At 72.9% G+C, this 15,007-nt stretch carries 14 protein-coding genes and 1 riboswitch; of the genes, 5 read left to right on the plus strand and 9 right to left on the minus strand.

All coding sequences use genetic code 11. From position 1 onward, the window contains the following. The coding region (locus ACFV4N_RS09285) for a polysaccharide deacetylase family protein (RefSeq protein WP_499671986.1) at nt 1–1,114 on the minus strand (1,114 nt) is incomplete at its 3' end. A 148-nt stretch (nt 1,115–1,262) separates the two neighbouring features. On the opposite strand from ACFV4N_RS09285, the gene ACFV4N_RS09290 reads away from it, so the two are divergent. Further along, nucleotides 1,263–2,819: a putative glycoside hydrolase gene (locus tag ACFV4N_RS09290; RefSeq protein ID WP_499671987.1), complete on the plus strand. Its 1,557-nt coding sequence runs from the start codon at nt 1,263–1,265 to the stop codon at nt 2,817–2,819. After that, nucleotides 2,816–3,631 (plus strand): DUF3152 domain-containing protein, encoded by an 816-nt coding sequence (locus ACFV4N_RS09295; protein ID WP_499671988.1) that lies wholly within the window; start codon nt 2,816–2,818, stop codon nt 3,629–3,631. The genes ACFV4N_RS09290 and ACFV4N_RS09295 overlap by 4 nt, the downstream gene beginning before the upstream one ends. Nucleotides 3,632–3,675: 44 nt before the next feature. Here the strand turns inward: ACFV4N_RS09295 and ACFV4N_RS09300 are convergent, their stop codons facing one another. Together ACFV4N_RS09300 and ACFV4N_RS09305 are read right to left on the minus strand one after the other, a co-directional pair. Next, complete coding sequence (locus ACFV4N_RS09300; RefSeq protein ID WP_499671989.1) at nt 3,676–4,182, minus strand: GNAT family N-acetyltransferase; 507 nt, start codon at nt 4,180–4,182, stop codon at nt 3,676–3,678. Next, nucleotides 4,179–4,988 (minus strand): class I SAM-dependent methyltransferase, encoded by an 810-nt coding sequence (locus ACFV4N_RS09305; protein ID WP_499671990.1) that lies wholly within the window; start codon nt 4,986–4,988, stop codon nt 4,179–4,181. Before ACFV4N_RS09305 ends, ACFV4N_RS09300 begins: the two co-directional genes overlap by 4 nt. Nucleotides 4,989–5,040: 52 nt before the next feature. Here ACFV4N_RS09305 and ACFV4N_RS09310 point away from each other — a divergent pair, with 52 nt between their 5' ends. Then, entirely contained in the window at nt 5,041–5,628 is a 588-nt protein-coding gene (locus ACFV4N_RS09310) for a TetR/AcrR family transcriptional regulator (RefSeq protein ID WP_499671991.1), read from the plus strand. 24 nt (nt 5,629–5,652) lie between these two features. Further along, nucleotides 5,653–5,733: riboswitch (ZMP/ZTP riboswitch) on the plus strand. A 26-nt stretch (nt 5,734–5,759) separates the two neighbouring features. Then, the gene (locus ACFV4N_RS09315; protein WP_499671992.1) at nt 5,760–6,608 is read left to right on the plus strand and encodes a bifunctional 5,10-methylenetetrahydrofolate dehydrogenase/5,10-methenyltetrahydrofolate cyclohydrolase; all 849 of its coding nucleotides are present in this window, start codon (nt 5,760–5,762) and stop codon (nt 6,606–6,608) included. Nucleotides 6,609–6,657: 49 nt separating this feature from the next. On the opposite strand, the gene ACFV4N_RS09320 is transcribed toward ACFV4N_RS09315, so the two are convergent. From ACFV4N_RS09320 to ACFV4N_RS09335, 4 genes are read right to left on the minus strand one after another with little or no spacing between them, the layout of a single operon-like run. Then, the gene (locus ACFV4N_RS09320) at nt 6,658–8,034 is read right to left on the minus strand and encodes a GH1 family beta-glucosidase (protein WP_499671993.1); all 1,377 of its coding nucleotides are present in this window, start codon (nt 8,032–8,034) and stop codon (nt 6,658–6,660) included. After that, entirely contained in the window at nt 8,031–8,909 is an 879-nt protein-coding gene (locus ACFV4N_RS09325; protein WP_499671994.1) for a carbohydrate ABC transporter permease, read from the minus strand. Before ACFV4N_RS09325 ends, ACFV4N_RS09320 begins: the two co-directional genes overlap by 4 nt. A 15-nt stretch (nt 8,910–8,924) precedes the next feature. Next, nucleotides 8,925–9,845 carry a carbohydrate ABC transporter permease gene (locus ACFV4N_RS09330; protein WP_499671995.1) on the minus strand — a complete coding sequence of 307 codons (921 nt, stop codon included), beginning with the start codon at nt 9,843–9,845 and terminating at the stop codon, nt 8,925–8,927. Next, a complete protein-coding gene (locus ACFV4N_RS09335; protein ID WP_499671996.1) occupies nt 9,845–11,089 on the minus strand; it encodes an ABC transporter substrate-binding protein in 1,245 nt (414 codons plus the stop codon). The genes ACFV4N_RS09330 and ACFV4N_RS09335 overlap by 1 nt, the downstream gene beginning before the upstream one ends. A 255-nt stretch (nt 11,090–11,344) precedes the next feature. Between ACFV4N_RS09335 and ACFV4N_RS09340 the strand changes: the two genes are divergently transcribed. After that, nucleotides 11,345–12,379, plus strand: a complete 1,035-nt coding sequence (locus tag ACFV4N_RS09340; RefSeq protein WP_499671997.1) for a LacI family DNA-binding transcriptional regulator — start codon at nt 11,345–11,347, stop codon at nt 12,377–12,379. A gap of 168 nt (nt 12,380–12,547) precedes the next feature. Here ACFV4N_RS09340 and ACFV4N_RS09345 read toward each other — a convergent pair whose 3' ends face one another. Further along, nucleotides 12,548–13,051 (minus strand): hypothetical protein, encoded by a 504-nt coding sequence (locus tag ACFV4N_RS09345; RefSeq protein WP_499671998.1) that lies wholly within the window; start codon nt 13,049–13,051, stop codon nt 12,548–12,550. A 49-nt stretch (nt 13,052–13,100) separates the two neighbouring features. Further along, nucleotides 13,101–14,864, minus strand: coding sequence for an aa3-type cytochrome oxidase subunit I (gene ctaD / locus ACFV4N_RS09350; protein ID WP_499671999.1), 1,764 nt, complete (start codon nt 14,862–14,864; stop codon nt 13,101–13,103). Between the last annotated feature and the right edge of the window lie 143 nt (nt 14,865–15,007).

Below are 15,007 nucleotides of genomic sequence, written 5' to 3' on the forward strand. Positions count from 1 at the left end.
CCGTCGCCGCGCCGCCGGCCACCGGACCCCAGACGACCGCTCGGAGCTCGCACGCACCGTCGGCGTGGCCGCGGGCGGCGACCCCCGGCGCCACGACCGCGCCGCGCGCCGCCGGGTAGGAGATCCGCTCCGGGTCGCCGTCCGAGGTGTAGCGGCTGCCCGGCGCGGCGGCCAGCTTGTCCAGCCACGCGGTCGAGCCGTACTCGGCCTCCTGGCCGGTGGCGTCCTGGGAGCGGATGCGGGGCGTGTTGAGCGGGTCGAAGTCGGTCGAGTGGGGCGAGGGCGCCGGGTTGGCGCCGACCAGCAGGACGCACGCGTGGTCGTACGACGTGCCGTCCGCGCCGCCGCGGACGGCGAGCACCGCGTTCGCCGGGGCCACGCCGAAGGGCAGCGCCAGGCTGGTCACCCGGTGGTCGGGCAGGGCGCGCTGGATCTCGCGCTGCCCCAGCGCGATCGCCTCCTGCGCCCCCGCGTCGCCCGCCGAGGCCAGGTTGGTGTGGTCCCGGGTGTGGTTGCCGATCTCGAACCCGTGGTCGCGCAGCCACGGCAGCACGCCCGAGCCGTCGGCCGAGCCGAACGGGGCGGCGTTGACGTACAGGCTCGCCACCGGCCGGAAGCCGGGGTGGCGGGCGGCCACGTCGAGCAGGATCGCGATGGCGGTGCCCGGTGCCGGTCCCCCGTCCGGGCCGAGCGCGAACTGGGTGGGGTCGCCGTCGTCGAAGGTCAGCACGACCGGGTGCGCCCCGGCGGGGATGTCGATGCGGCCGGTGGCGTACTCGGTGGCCGTCACCGGCACGTAGCCCTCGGCGGCCAGCCGCTCCAGCTCCGCCCGGAACGCCGCGGGCGTGCGGTCGTAGACCGACTCGGTCCGCTCGACGATCCGGTGGTACATCAGGATCGGCACCAGGCCCAGCTCGTCGGCGCCCACGGCGGCCGGGTCGGGCGCGGTGGAGGACGGCGGCGCGGGCGACCGCTCCGCGGCGGGCCGCGCGGAGGACGCCGGCGCGGCGACGGGCTCGGCCGGCGGCTCCCGGTGGCCGGCGCACCCCCAGCAGGCGGCGGCGATCGCGAGCACGGCGGCGGTGGCCCTGGCTGACCGGTATGCGCTGTTCACCCCTCGATCGTGACCGGTGACGGGCCGCGGGATGGATCTGTGCACACGTTCGTATGAGGCCGCGTTTGAAGGCCGGTGGGCAGGTTAGTCGCTGGTGGTCCGTGCCGTGCCGAGAGCGGAGCTGCCGATGCCGGATTCACCCCGGAAGATGAAGCGAGTCCTGATACCGGCCGTCGGTGTCGTGGTCCTGCTGCTGGTCGCCGGGGTGGTGACGACGATCGCGCACTCCCGGGGCGTCGGCCTGGCGGTCACCGACCTGGATGACGGGGCCGTCGTCACCCCTTCGGGTGTCGAGCGCGTGTCCATCACCACCGCGGACCCCGGCGAGCTGCACCGTGTCAGCGTGCAGGTGGACGGGCGGCCCGTTGAGGGGCGACGCGAGGACGGGCGGATGACGCTGGCCGGGGTGGAACTGGCCGAGGGTGAGCACACGCTGTCGGTGAGCGCGGCCAACCCGCTGCCGTGGCTGCCGGGCACCTCGGTGGAGCGCCGGTTCTCCGTGGACGCCACCCCGCCCGCGCTCGCCGTGGAGTCGGCCGGGGCCGAGTCGCTGCGCGGCCAGGTCGTGGTCCGCGGCACGGCCGAGGGCGCGGAGACGGTGACGGTCGGCGACCAGCGGGTCCAGGTCGCCGACGGCAGGTTCGAGGTGACGCTGGCCGGCGTGCCCACGCGGGTGCGGGTCACGGCCGACGACGCCGCGGGCAACAGCCGGCAGCAGGACGTGCCGGTGAAGGTCACCCACCCCGGGATGCGCGCGGTGCACATGAGCGCCGCCGCGTGGGCGACGCCGTCGCTGCGCGACCCGGTGCTGGCGATGGCCAGGGAGGGCCGCATCGACACCGTGCAGCTCGACATCAAGGACGAGAGCGGCGAGATCGGCTACCGGTCGCAGGTGCCGCTGGCCCAGGAGATCGGCGCGACCCGCGACTACTACGACGCCCGCGCGGTGCTCGACGAGCTGCACGGCCTGGGCCTGCGGGTCGTCGGTCGGCTGGTGGCGTTCCGCGACCCGGTCCTGGGCAAGGCGTCGTGGCAGGCGGGCGCGCGCGACCGCGTCGCCCAGGACACCTCCGGCGCGCCCTGGTCGGCGCACTACGGCGAGTACGCGTTCACCAACTTCGCCAACGAAGAGGTCCGCGACTACAACACCGCCATCGCCAAGGAGGCCGCCGAGCTGGGCTTCGACGACGTCCTGTACGACTACGTGCGCCGGCCGGACGGCCCGATCGGGCGGATGTCGTTCCCGGGCCTGGCCACCACCCCCGAGCAGTCCATAGTGGATTTCCTGCGGGACAACCGGGCGGCGCTGCGGCCGCTGGGGACCTACCTGGGCGCGTCCGTGTTCGGCATCGCCGCGAACAGCGGCACCGACATCGCCCAGGACATCCCGGCCATCTCCGAGCAGGTGGACTACGTCGCGCCGATGGTCTACCCGTCGCACTGGGGTCCCGGCGAGTACGGCGTGGACGACCCGAACGGCAAGCCGTACGACATCGTCAGGGCCTCGGTCGAGCACTTCGTGCGGCTCACCGAGGGCACGGGCGCGACCGTCATCCCCTGGCTCCAGGCGTTCTCCCTCGGCCACCACTACGGTCCGGGCGAGATCCAGGCGCAGGTCACGGCCTCGCGGGACGTGGGCGCGCCGTCGTTCCTGCTGTGGAACGCGGCGTGCACCTACGGCTCGGCCGGTTTGGAGCCCGCGTGAGGGTCCCGACGTACGTGCCCTACCTGACCGGGGTGTGCCTGGCCGCGACCGCGCTCGTGGCGCTCGAGATCCACGAGGACGCGAGGCCGGCGACCACCGGCCAGCCGGCCGCGCAGGCGCCGCGGGCCCTCGGCACGCCGTCGACCGCGAGCGCGGCGCGCCGCACGTCGTCGAGCACCGCGCCGCCCGACCGGTTCCGGACCGACGCCGACCTGCCGGCCGGGCCGCCGGTGCCCGTGCGCGGCGCGGGCACCTGGCGGGTGGTGCCGGGCGGTTTCGGCGACACCGGGACGCCGTACACGGTGGAGGTGGAGGACGGTGTCGTGCCGCCGCGCGGTGACGCGCCGTTCGCCGCCGTGGTCGACCACGCGCTGGCCCACCCGCGCGGCTGGCGGGCCACCGGGCACGCGTTCCGCCGGGTCGACGCCTCCGGCGCGCCGGAGCTGCGCATCCGGCTCGCCTCGCAGGAGACCGCGCGGGCGCTGTGCGGCTTCGAGCTGCCCTACGACACGTCGTGCCGGATCGGGTCGAGCGTGTACCTGAGCGCGGCGCGGTGGACGCGCGGCGCGCACGCGTTCGCCGGGGACCTGCGCGGCTACCGCACCTACGCGGTCAACCACGAGGTCGGGCACTTCCTCGGGCGCGGCCACGAGACGTGCCCGGCCGACGGCGCGCCCGCCCCGGTGATGATGCAGCAGACGTTCAGCACGGCCAACGACGACCTGGCGGCGATCACCGTGGGCACCGACCAGGGCGTGCCGATCACCCCGGACGGCCGGACCTGCACGCCGAACCCGTGGCCGTCGCCCTGAGCGGGCGGACCTCGCCGGTCACCGCCCCGACGCCGTCGCTCCCCTCACGCCCCGACCTCCCGACGCCACCTGACCTCGCCGTCCTGCCACTCGCCGGTCGGCGCGAGACCGGCCGCGGCGGCGACGGCGGCCGACGCGCGGTGGTCGGGGTGGACGTGGGCGACGACGGTCCGCACGCCGCACCCGCCGAGCCGGTCGACGAGGCCGCGGGCCGCCTCGGTCGCGATGCCCCTCCCCTGCCAGGGCGTGCCCACCACCCACGCGACCTCGGCGAGCGGACCGGTGACCGTGGCCTGCACGGTGCCCGTCAGGCGCCCCTCCGCCCGGAGCCGGACCACCCAGTTCAGCCACGCCACCGCGGGGTCGGGGGAGCCCTGCGCCAACCGCTCGTACCGCGACCGCAGGGCCGCCGGGCCGGCCGGCGCGCCGCCGGTGAAGGCGTGCAGCGCGGGGTCGGTCAGCACGGCGGCCATCTCGTCGGCGTGTTCGACGCCCAGCGGCACCAGGTCCAGCCGCGCCGTGCGGATGACCTCGGCGGCGGGACCCCTCACCCGTCGCCGGTCCGCGCGGCGGTGACCACGAACGTGGTGTAGCGCGTCGTGAAGCGCCCGCCGACCCCGTCGATCGCGGCGCCGACCCCCGCCAGCACCCGCTCCAGCACCTCGGCCGGCAGCCGGGTGTTCACGCCGGTCGTGGGGAGCTGGTCCAGGAACTCGTCGCGGGTGAGGGGCTGCTCCCAGTCGAACGCCCACCGCTCCGGCTCGCCGAACGCGCCGGAGGCCCGCACCCCGTCGGCCGCCCGGTCGCACATCACCTCGTAGCCCCCGGGACCGGCCAGGTCGGGCCGGCGGGCGAGCGGCGAGTCCGGCAGCACCCGCCGGTAGACCCCGGCGATCGCCTCCCCCAACCCCGGCGGCAGCTCCGCCGCGTTCCAGAGCACCGCCAGCCTGCCGCCGGGGCGCAGGACCCGCGCCGCCTTCGCCGCACCGGCCACGGGGTCCACCCAGTGCCAGGCCTGCGCGGACACCACGGCGTCGAACAGCCTGCCCGCGGGGTCCCAGTCCTCGAACGCCGCGACCTCGACCCGGTGCCCGCGCCGCCGCGCCCACTCGGCCATCCGCGGGTCGACGTCAACGCCGAGCACCCGGCCGCCGGCCGCCTCGAACTGCCTGGCCGCGATGCCGGTGCCGATGCCGACGTCGAGCACGTCGGGTCCGGGCGCGGCGGCGACGATCGCCGCCACCGCCTCGTCGGGGTAGCGGGGACGGGCGCGGTCGTACCGGTCGGGGTCCACGCCGAACGACCCGGCCACGTCCCGGAGCCGGTGCGGTTCGGGTAACGTCCTGTCAGTGGGCATGCGCCCACTATGAGTGGGCAAGCGCCCACTCGTCAACCGGGGAGGGGGCGCGGTGCCGACCGGCGTGGCCATCCGGGACGTGCGCGAGCAGTTGTTCGACGCCGCCGAGCGCATCCTGCTGCGGGCCGGGCCCAGCGCGCTGACCAGCAGGGCCGTCACCGCCGAGGCGGGGTGCGCCAAGGGCGTCCTGCACCGGCACTTCGAGGACTTCGACGCCTTCCTCGCCGACTTCGTGCTCGACCGCGTCGACCGCATGGACGCCCGCGCCGCCGCCCTGCTGGCCTCCGCCGGCACCGGGACCGTCGTCGACAACCTCACGGAGGCGCTGATCGCCCTGTTCGGGTCGGTGGCCGTGGCGATCGTCGCCCTCGTCACCTTCCGCGACGACCTGCGCGACCGGCTGCGGCGGACCTGGCCGGCCGGCGTCCCGGTGCTCACCGAGGCCGTGGGCATGATCGCCGCCTACCTCGCCGCGGAGCGCGACCTGGGCCGCGTCACCGAGGACGCCCCGGTCGACGCGCTCGCGCCCACCCTGATCGGGACCGGGCACCTGCTGTTCGCCGACCGCGGGGGCGACCCGCCGGACGCGGCGGCCGTGCGCAGGGTGGTGGCCACGGTGGTGGCCGGCGCGACCCGCTGACCCCGGCGGCGGCCGGTGGTAGCTTGAAGGTCGCACGACTGGCGTCGGGTGGGTCACCACCGGGGAGTGCGCGTCGAGAAGGCATCGCCCGCCTGGGTGCCCTCATTCACCTCAGTGAGTGAGGAGCACGTATGACCGCTCGAATCCTCGACGGCACGTCGGTGGCCGCCTCGCTGCTGGCCGGGACGGCGGGACGGGTCGCGGACTTCACGGCGCGGGTGGGGCGCGCGCCGCTGCTGGCCACGGTCCTCGTCGGCGACGACCCCGCCTCGCACACCTACGTCCGGATGAAGCGCTCCCGCTGCGCCCGCGTCGGCATCGGGTCCCGCAGCGTCGAACTGCCGGCCGGGACCACCACCGGGGAACTCGTCGACGTCCTCCACGGGCTGTCCGGCGACCCGGGCGTGGACGGCATCCTGCTCCAGCACCCCGTGCCCGGCCACGTGGACGAGCGGGCCGCGTTCGAGGCCATCGCGCCGCACAAGGACGTCGACGGCGTGACCACGCGGAGCTTCGCCGCCATGGCCTTCGGCCTGCCAGGGTTCACCTCCTGCACGCCCGGCGGCATCCTGCGCCTGCTGGACGCCTACGACGTGCCGCTGGCCGGGCGGCGGGCGGTGGTCGTCGGGCGCAGCCCCATCCTCGGCAAGCCGGTCGGCATGCTCCTGCTCGCCCGGGACGCCACCGTCACGTACTGCCACTCGAAGACCACCGACCTCGCCGAAGCCGTGCGCGAGGCCGACGTCGTGGTCGCCGCGGTCGGGCGGCCGGAGCTGGTGCGCGGCGAGTGGGTCAAGCCGGGCGCGGTGGTGGTGGACGCCGGCTACAACCCGGGCAACGTGGGCGACGTCGAGCACGCCACCGCCCGCGAGCGCGCCGGTTTCATCACGCCGGTGCCCGGCGGGGTCGGCCCGATGACCATCGCCGTGCTGCTGGAGCAGACCGCCCGCGCCGCCGGGGCCGACGCCGGGCTCGCGTGAACGCCACCGCCGTGCGGGACACGCCTCCCGCACGACGGCAGCCCGCGGGTCACCCCGCCGCGCCACCCCAACGGGCCCGCTGCTCGGCGACCAGGTCCCGGTACCAGTGGAAGCTCGCCCGCGGCGTGCGGACCTGCGTCTCGTAGTCCACGTGCACCAGCCCGAACCGGGGCTTGTACCCGTGCGCCCACTCGAAGTTGTCCAGGAACGACCACACGAAGTAGCCGCGCAGGTCGACCCCCTCGTCCATCGCCGCGCGCGCCGCCGCGAGGTGGTCCCGCACGAAGTCGATGCGCTCCTGGTCGACGAACCCTGGCCGGTCCGGGAACACGCCGCCGTTCTCGGTGATGTAGACCGGCGGCAGGTCCGGGTACCGCTCCTTGAGCCCCACCAGCGTCTCGACCAGGCCGGACGGCTCGACCGGCCAGCCCATCGCGCTGCGCGGCACGTCGGGCAGCCGGGTGGTGTCGATGCCGATGTCGATCGACGTCCGGGTGGCCGGGTTCGGGTCGCGGTGCGGCGCGTCGGCCACGTGCTGCCGGTAGTAGTAGTTGATGCCCACGTAGTCCAGCGGCTGGGAGATGACCCCCAGGTCGCCGTCGAGCCGGAACGAGGCGTCGGTGACCCCGGCGAAGGTCTCCAGGTAGTCGTCGGGGTAGCGGGTGGCGAACAGCGGGTCGGTGAACTGCCGCCGCAGCAGCAGGTCGTGCCGGCGCGCCGCCGCCACGTCCGCCTCCGACGAGGTCACCGGCACCGACGGGGACTGGTTGAGCACGATGCCGAACTCGTGGTCCGGGCGCACCGAGCGCAGCTCCCGCACCGCCAGCCCGTGCGCCACCAGCAGGTGGTGCGCGGCGGCCAGCGAACCGTGGCCCTCGCGGGCGCCCGGCGCGTGCCGGCCCTCGCCGTACCCGACGATCGAGGACACGTACGGCTCGTTGAACGTGGTCCACTTGGACACCCGGTCACCCAGCGCCTGCTGCACCACCAGCGCGTAGTCGACGAAGCGCAGCGCGGTGTCCCGCACCCGCCAGCCGCCCTTCTCCTCCAGCGCCTGCGGCAGGTCCCAGTGGTAGAGGGTGAGGAACGGCTCGATGCCGCGCTCCAGCAGCTCGTCGCACAGCCGCCGGTAGAAGTCCAGGCCCCGCTGCTCGACCCGGCCCTCGCCGGTCGGCAGCACCCGCGACCACGCCACGGAGAACCGGTAGGCGTCCACGCCCAGCTCGCCGAGCAGCGCCACGTCCTCGGGCATCCGGTGGTAGTGGTCGCACGCCACCGCACCGGTGTCGCCACCCGCGACCGCGCCCGGCACCGCGGCGAAGGCGTCCCAGATGGACGGTCCCCTCCCGTCGGCGTCGACCGCGCCCTCGATCTGGTACGACGACGTGGCCACACCCCAGCGGAAACCCAGGGGGAAGTCGGTCATCCTTTCAGCGCTCCTTGCATGATGCCGCCGACGATCTGCCGGCCGAACAGGAGGAACACCGCGAGCACCGGCAGGGTGCCGATGGTCGCCGCGGTGAGCACGAGGGTGTAGTCGGTGGTGTAGCCGCTGGCCAACGTCGACAGCGCGGTCTGCACGGTCGGGTTCTCCGGCGTCAGCACCACCAGGGGCCAGAAGAAGTCGTTCCACGCCTGCATGAAGGTGAACAGCCCCAGCACGGCGGCGGCCGGGCGCGCCGCGGGCAGCACGACGTGCCAGTACAGCCTGATCGAGCTGCACCCGTCCATGCGGCCCGCCTCCAGCAGCTCGTCGGGCACGGCCCGCTCGAAGTACTGGCGCATGAAGAACACGCCGAACGCGGTGACCAGGCCGGGCACGATGACCGCGTGGATCTCGCCCGCCCAGCCGAAGTCGCTCATCATCATGTACAGCGGGATGACGCCCAGCTCCGTCGGCACCGCCTGGGTGGCGACGACCAGGAGCATGAGCGCGGACCGGCCGCGGAAGCGGAGCTTGGCGAAGGCGAACCCGGCGAGCGTGGAGAAGAACACCACGGACACGGTGATCGTCCCCGACACCACGATCGAGTTCCACAGCGCCAGCGCGAAGTCCGACTGGTCGAACACCCGCGCGATGTTGTCGAACAGGTGGCCGCCGGGCACCAGCACCGGCGGCACGCTGTCCACCTTGTCCGGTGTCTGCGAGGACACCACCAAGGACCAGTACACCGGGAACGCCGACCCGGCGAGCACCGCGATCAGGGCCGCGTAGGTCCACGGCCCGGGCATCCGGACCACGCGCCGCCGCCTGGCGGGCGGCGCGCCGACCGGGGTGGGTCGTTCGAGTACGTCGGTCATGTCCTCCGACCCCCTTCAGTCGGTCCGGATGCGGCGCGCGGCCAGGTAGCTCAGGCCGGTGATCGCCACGGTCGCGATCAGCAGCAGCCAGGCGATGGCGGAGGCGTAGCCGAAGTCGAACTTGGCGAAGCCCTGCTCGTACAGGTACAGCGCGGCGGTCTGGAACTGCCGGTCCGAACCGCCGGTCGCCGCGCCGGAGCCCGGGTTGAACAGCAGCGGCTCGGCCAGCAGCCGCATGTTGCCCGCGGTGGCGATCACCGTGGAGAAGATGATCTGCGGGCGCAGCATCGGCACGGTGATGCGCCAGAACTGCTGCCAGGAGTTCGCCCCGTCCAGCCGGGCCGCCTCGTACACGCTGCTCGGGATGGCCTGCATGGAGGCCAGGAAGATCAGCGCGTGGTAGCCGGTCCAGCGCCACACCACCATCGCGGCGATGGCGGTGTGGGAGCTGGCGGTGCCCGCCTGCCAGTCGATCCGGCCCGCGCCGAACAGCTCCAGCACCCAGTTGATCAGGCCGAAGTCCCGGCCGAACAGCTGCGCGAAGATGATCGTCACGGCGGCCACCGAGGTGATGTTCGGCAGCAGCACGCCCATCCGGAAGAACGTCCGGCCGCGCAGCCGCCGGTTGAGCAGCTGCGCGATGCCGAGCGCGAACAGGATCTGCGGGACCGTGGTGAACAACCACAGGCTGAGCGTGTTGCCCATCGCGTTCCAGAAGTACGGGTCCGCGGTGAGCAGCTGGACGTAGTTGTCCAACCCGATGAACGTCGCCGAGTCGCCGTCGAGCAGGTTCCGGTCCTGCATCGACACCCAGGCGGTGTAGAGCAGGGGGAACAGGCCGAACACCGAGAACAGCAGGAAGTACGGCGCGACGTAGGCGTAGGGCGCGTACCTGGTGTCCCAGCGGTGGCGGCGTTCCCGCCAGGTGAGCTTCATCAGCCCTCGAGCTTCTTCACGTCGTCGACGAACTGGTCCCAGGACTCCTGGGCGCCCTGCTTGCCCTGCTCGACGCGGAGCATGGCGTTGCCCAGCTCGGTCTGCACGTCACCGGCCTTCGGGCCCTGGTACTGCGGCTTGAGGGCGCGTGCCGCGGCGGTGAACACCGCGCCGACCGGGGCGTTGTTGAAGAACGGGTCCTGGTACTGGCCCACGGACTGCTCGCTGAGCGCCTTCTTGGTCGAGGGCAGCAGGTTGTTCGAGGCGAACACCCGGGACTGCTGCTCGGGCGCGGTCAGCCACGCGGCCAGCTCGATGGCCTTCTCGGTGTTCTTGCCCTGCTTGGGCACGGTCAGGTAGGAGCCGCCCCAGTTGCCGCCGCCGCCGGGCACCGCGGCCAGGTCCCACTTGCCCGCCGTGTCGGGCGCCTGGTCCTTGATCTTGGCCATCTGCCACGCCGGGCAGATCACGGTGGCGAACTGGCTCTGCTTGAAGCCGGTGTTCCACTGCGGCGTGCTGTAGAGCAGGCCCGCGGACAGGCCGTCGGCCACGCCCTGCGCGACCAGGTCCCAGCCCTGCTTGATGTCCTGGTTCTCACCGACGACGATCTTGTCCTCGCGGTTGTAGTACCCGGTGGGCGCCTGGCCGACGATGGCGTTGAGCAGCGACGGGCCGCCGTCGAACCACTTGGTGCCCTGGGGCGCCTTCGCCTGGAACTCGCGGCCCTTGGCCATGAAAGACTCCCAGTCGGGCCACATGGCCGACACGGCGTCGCGTTCGGCCGGCAGACCGGCGGCCTCCAGCAGGTCGCGGCGGTAGCAGATGGCCAGGCCGCCGATGTCGGTGCCGTAGCCGATCTGCTTGCCGTCCTTGGACAGCGACGCCTCCCACTTCCACTCCAGCCAGCGGTCCTTCAGCTCGGCGCCCAGCTCGACGAACCGGTCCGGGGTGGCCTTGAACTGGTTGATGTACCCGGAGTCGATGGCCTCGATGTCGGCGGCGCCGTTGTTCGTGGCCAGGTGGGCGGCGAGGTTCTTGTGGTGGTCGGCGTAGGAGGCGGTCCGGTCGGTGATGTCGACGTCCGGGTGCGCCTTCTCGTACTCCTCGAACAGCTGCTGGTAGCCGAAGTTGCCGAACAGCCCGATGGTGATCCTCGTCTTGCCGTCGCCCGCGTCCCCACCGCAGCCCGCGAGCAGCGAGGCGGTGAGCAGGCCGACGCCGATGGCGGTCCCGGTTCGTCTCATGTGGCGGTTCCCTTTCCTTTTTGGGCACGCCGGATACGCGTAGGGTCGATCCGGGGGTTTCCGGCGAATAGCGATCGGGCCTGGGACCCGACCGGTGTGGTCTACATGACAGCCCCGGCGCGCGACACCGTCAAGTAACGAACAGATAACCGGCCAGTTTCACCCGTCGGACGTTTGTGCAGGTGATACGGTGTCCACCCTGGTCAGGGACCGCTCCCGAAGACTCTGTAACCGGTTACAAAGAAGGGGCCGGAGATGACCACGATCCGCGAGATCGCCCAGCTGTGCGGGGTGTCGGTGGCGACCGTTTCCCGCGTTTTCAACCAGCCGCTCACGGTCAGCAAGGAAAAACGCGAAGTGGTCGAGCGGGTGGCCCGCGAGCTGGACTACCGGCCCAACGAGTCGGCGCGCGCCCTCGCCACCAAGCGCTCCGGCCTGATCGGGCTCGTCTGGGACACCGACCACCGGCGGCCGGGCTGGCGGCACCCCTACCTCCAGGAGCTGCTGATCGGCCTGAAGTCGGCGCTCAGCGCGCACGGCTACCACCTGCTGATGCTCGCCACCAGCGGCTCGGCGGCGCTGCGGGCGGTTGGCGCGTCCCTGGCGGACCCGGTGGCGTACGTGAACATGACCCGGCGGCACCACCTGGGCGGGCTGGTGCTCATCGACAGCGGCTCCGACGCGCCCGCGTTCACCGCGTTCGCCCAGTCCGGCCTGCCGTGCGTGGCGGTGGACGTCGCCGTGGACGGGCCGCGCGCCACCTACGTGACCTCGGACAACGCCGAGGGGGCGCGGCAGGCGGTGCGGCACCTGGTCGAGGCGGGGCACCGCCGGATCGCCACCATCACCGGGCCGGGCCGGAACCTGCCCGCCGCCGACCGCCTGACCGGCTTCCGCGACGCGGTGGCCGGGGCGGGGCTGGAGCTGCCCGACGCGTACGTGGTGGAGGGCGACTTCTACCGGCCGAGCGGCCAGGCGGCGATGCGGTCGCTGATCGCCCTGCCCGAGCCGCCGACGGCGGTGTTCTGCGCGAGCGACGAGATGGCGGTCGGCGCCCTGCTGGCCGCCCGGCACGCCGGTCTGCGGGTGCCCGAGGAGCTGGCCGTGGTCGGTTTCGACGACATCGAGCTGGCCGCCCTGGTCGACCCGCCGCTGACCACGCTGGCGCAGGACAAGGCGGGGATCGGGGTGGCGGCGGCGCGGGCCGTGCTGACCATGGTGCACGGCGGCACGACGCCCGAGCCCGCGTTCCTGCCGACCAGGCTCGTCGTGCGCTCCTCCAGCCGCTGACCGGGGCGAGGCCCGGACGGGGCACGACGGAGCCGGGCACGACGGGGCCGGGCACGACGGGGCCGCCGCTCCCCACCCCGCGCACGGCACGGGGCCGCCGCTCCCCCGCCACGCGCGGTGGCACGGGAACGGCGGCCCTCGGACCTCGCGGGACCCGGCGGGACCCGCTCAGGGCCGGTTGTCGTCCGGCATCCGCCCCTCCGGGTCGTCCAGCAGCCGCGCGGCCCCGGGGTCGACCCTCGGGCTGCCCGCCTCGTCGGCGGCCTGACCTCGCCGCTCGGCCTCGGCCAGCGCCTCGTCGCGCCCGCCGGGCGTCAGGTCGGTCACGTCGTCCAGCCCGACCACGCCCTCCTCGCGGGCGATCGAGTCCTCCTCCAGCGGGTTCGGCTCCGCGACCTCGTCCGTGACGTCGGGCCGCTCCTCGCTCAGCCGCTCGTCCAGGGGCCGCGGGGTGCGCAGCTCGTGCGGCGTGGTCCCGTACTTGTCCGCGCCGGTCCAGTGCTCCGGCGGGTCCATCCCCGCTTCCAGGGGGTCCTGCCTGAGCCGGTCCTCGTCCAGGTCCTCGGCGCTGTTCAGCGCCGCCGGGTCGGTCTCGACCGCGTCGGGCGAGCCGGTGTCGTGCGGCGGCGTGTACGAGTCCTGCGTGTACTCGTCCTGCTCGTTCGAGGTCATGGGCCCGTGTACCCGTTCCGCCAGGTTCATTCACCTGGCTCGGTGGTGATCACTCGTCCTTCGGCGTCTCGCGGTCGGTGGGCGCCAGCGTCTTCTCGGTGAGCTTGTCGACGCCGGTGTCCTCCTGGCGGCGGTTGCGCATCGAGTAGTGCGCCTCGTCCCGCATCCGCTCGACCATGTGCGGGTAGTGCAGCTCGAACGCGGGTCGTTCGGAGCGGACGCGGGGCAGTTCGGTGAAGTTGTGGCGCGGCGGTGGGCAGGTCGTCGCCCATTCCAGGGAGTTGCCGAAGCCCCAGGGGTCGTCCCGGTCGGCCGGGTCGCCGAAGCGGTAGCTGCGCAGCACGTTCCACACGAACGGCAGCGTGGACAGCCCGAGCACGAACGCCGCGACCGTGGAGATGGTGTTGAGCGTGGTGAACTCGTCGCTGGGCAGGTAGTCGGCGTAGCGGCGGGGGAACCCGGCGTTGCCCAGCCAGTGCTGGATGAGGAACGTGCCGTGGAAGCCCAGGAACGTGAGCCAGAAGTGCAGCTTGCCCAGCGGCTCGTTCATCATCCGGCCGGTCCACTTGGGGAACCAGAAGTAGATGCCGGCGTAGGTGGCGAACACGATCGTGCCGAACAGCACGTAGTGGAAGTGCGCCACGACGAAGTAGGTGTCGTGCACGTGGAAGTCCAGCGGCGGCGAGGCCAGGATGATGCCGGTCAGCCCGCCGAGCAGGAACGTCACCAGGAATCCCACGGCGAACAGCATCGGCGTCTCGAACGTCAGCTGCCCCTTCCACATGGTGCCGATCCAGTTGAAGAACTTGATGCCGGTCGGGATCGCGATCAGGAACGTCGTCAGCGAGAAGAACGGCAGCAGCACCGCGCCGGTGGCGAACATGTGGTGAGCCCACACCACGACCGACAGGGCGGCGATCGCGACCGTGGCGAAGACGAGCCCCTTGTAGCCGAACAGGGGTTTTCGGCTGAACACCGGGATGATCTCGGTGACGATGCCGAAGAACGGCAGCGCGACGATGTAGACCTCGGGGTGGCCGAAGAACCAGAACAGGTGCTGGTAGAGGATCACGCCGCCGTTGGCCGGGTCGAACACGTGCGCGCCGAGCTGCCGGTCCGCTAGCAGGCCCATCAGCGCGGCGGTCAGGATCGGGAACGCGATGATGACCAGGATCGAGGTGATGAAGATGTTCCAGGTGAAGATCGGCATCCGGAACATGGTCATGCCCGGCATCCGCAGGCACATCACCGTGGTGATCATGTTGACCGCACCCAGGATCGTGCCCAGGCCGCTGACCGCGAGGCCGGTGATCCACAGGTTCGCGCCCGCCCCCGGGCTGTGCTGCGCGCCGGACAGCGGCACGTAGGCGGTCCACCCGAAGTCCGCCGCGCCCGCCGGGGTCATCAGGGAGCCGACCACCATGAGGCCGCCGAACAGGTACAGCCAGTACGCGAACGAGTTGAGCCTCGGGAACGCCACGTCCGGCGCGCCGATCTGCAGCGGCAGGATGAAGTTGGCGAACCCGAACACCACGGGGGTCGCGTACAGCAGCAGCATGATCGTGCCGTGCATGGTGAACAGCTGGTTGTACTGCTCCGTGGACAGGAACTGGAGCCCCGGCCGCGCCAGCTCGCCGCGCATCAGCAGCGCCATCAGCCCGCCGACCATGAAGAACATGAACGACGTGGTCATGTACATCAGGCCGATGAGCTTGTGGTCCGTCGTGCCGAACAGCCGCAGCAGCGCCCGGCCCCTGGAGGCGCGCCGGGCCGCCTGCGGGGGCAGGACCGGCGTGGGCTTGAGCGTCGTCATCGTGGAGCACCCGTTCTTCGAGGTCGGGCGGCCGCCCGCCTGGTGCGTGGACGAGGGGGGGGGGGGCCCCCCCCCCGCGCGCGGGGGGGGGGGGGGGGGGTTTTAACAAAAACACGACCACCCCACCATAAAAAAAAAAGAGA

The organism is Actinosynnema sp. NPDC059797, from assembly GCF_042732085.1.
GTDB lineage: Bacteria > Actinomycetota > Actinomycetes > Mycobacteriales > Pseudonocardiaceae > Actinosynnema.

What these genes read in the sequence shown, in the direction of transcription:
- ACFV4N_RS09335 (WP_499671996.1), bottom strand. Translation starts at nt 11,089, where the DNA reads ATGAGACGAACCGGGACCGCCATCGGCGTCGGCCTGCTCACCGCCTCG.
- ACFV4N_RS09315 (WP_499671992.1), top strand. Translation starts at nt 5,760, where the DNA reads ATGACCGCTCGAATCCTCGACGGCACGTCGGTGGCCGCCTCGCTGCTG.
- ACFV4N_RS09340 (WP_499671997.1), top strand. Translation starts at nt 11,345, where the DNA reads ATGACCACGATCCGCGAGATCGCCCAGCTGTGCGGGGTGTCGGTGGCG.
- ACFV4N_RS09290 (WP_499671987.1), top strand. Translation starts at nt 1,263, where the DNA reads ATGAAGCGAGTCCTGATACCGGCCGTCGGTGTCGTGGTCCTGCTGCTG.
- ACFV4N_RS09320 (WP_499671993.1), bottom strand. Translation starts at nt 8,034, where the DNA reads ATGACCGACTTCCCCCTGGGTTTCCGCTGGGGTGTGGCCACGTCGTCG.
- ACFV4N_RS09345 (WP_499671998.1), bottom strand. Translation starts at nt 13,051, where the DNA reads ATGACCTCGAACGAGCAGGACGAGTACACGCAGGACTCGTACACGCCG.
- ACFV4N_RS09305 (WP_499671990.1), bottom strand. Translation starts at nt 4,988, where the DNA reads ATGCCCACTGACAGGACGTTACCCGAACCGCACCGGCTCCGGGACGTG.
- ACFV4N_RS09330 (WP_499671995.1), bottom strand. Translation starts at nt 9,845, where the DNA reads ATGAAGCTCACCTGGCGGGAACGCCGCCACCGCTGGGACACCAGGTAC.
- ctaD (WP_499671999.1), bottom strand. Translation starts at nt 14,864, where the DNA reads ATGACGACGCTCAAGCCCACGCCGGTCCTGCCCCCGCAGGCGGCCCGG.
- ACFV4N_RS09325 (WP_499671994.1), bottom strand. Translation starts at nt 8,909, where the DNA reads ATGACCGACGTACTCGAACGACCCACCCCGGTCGGCGCGCCGCCCGCC.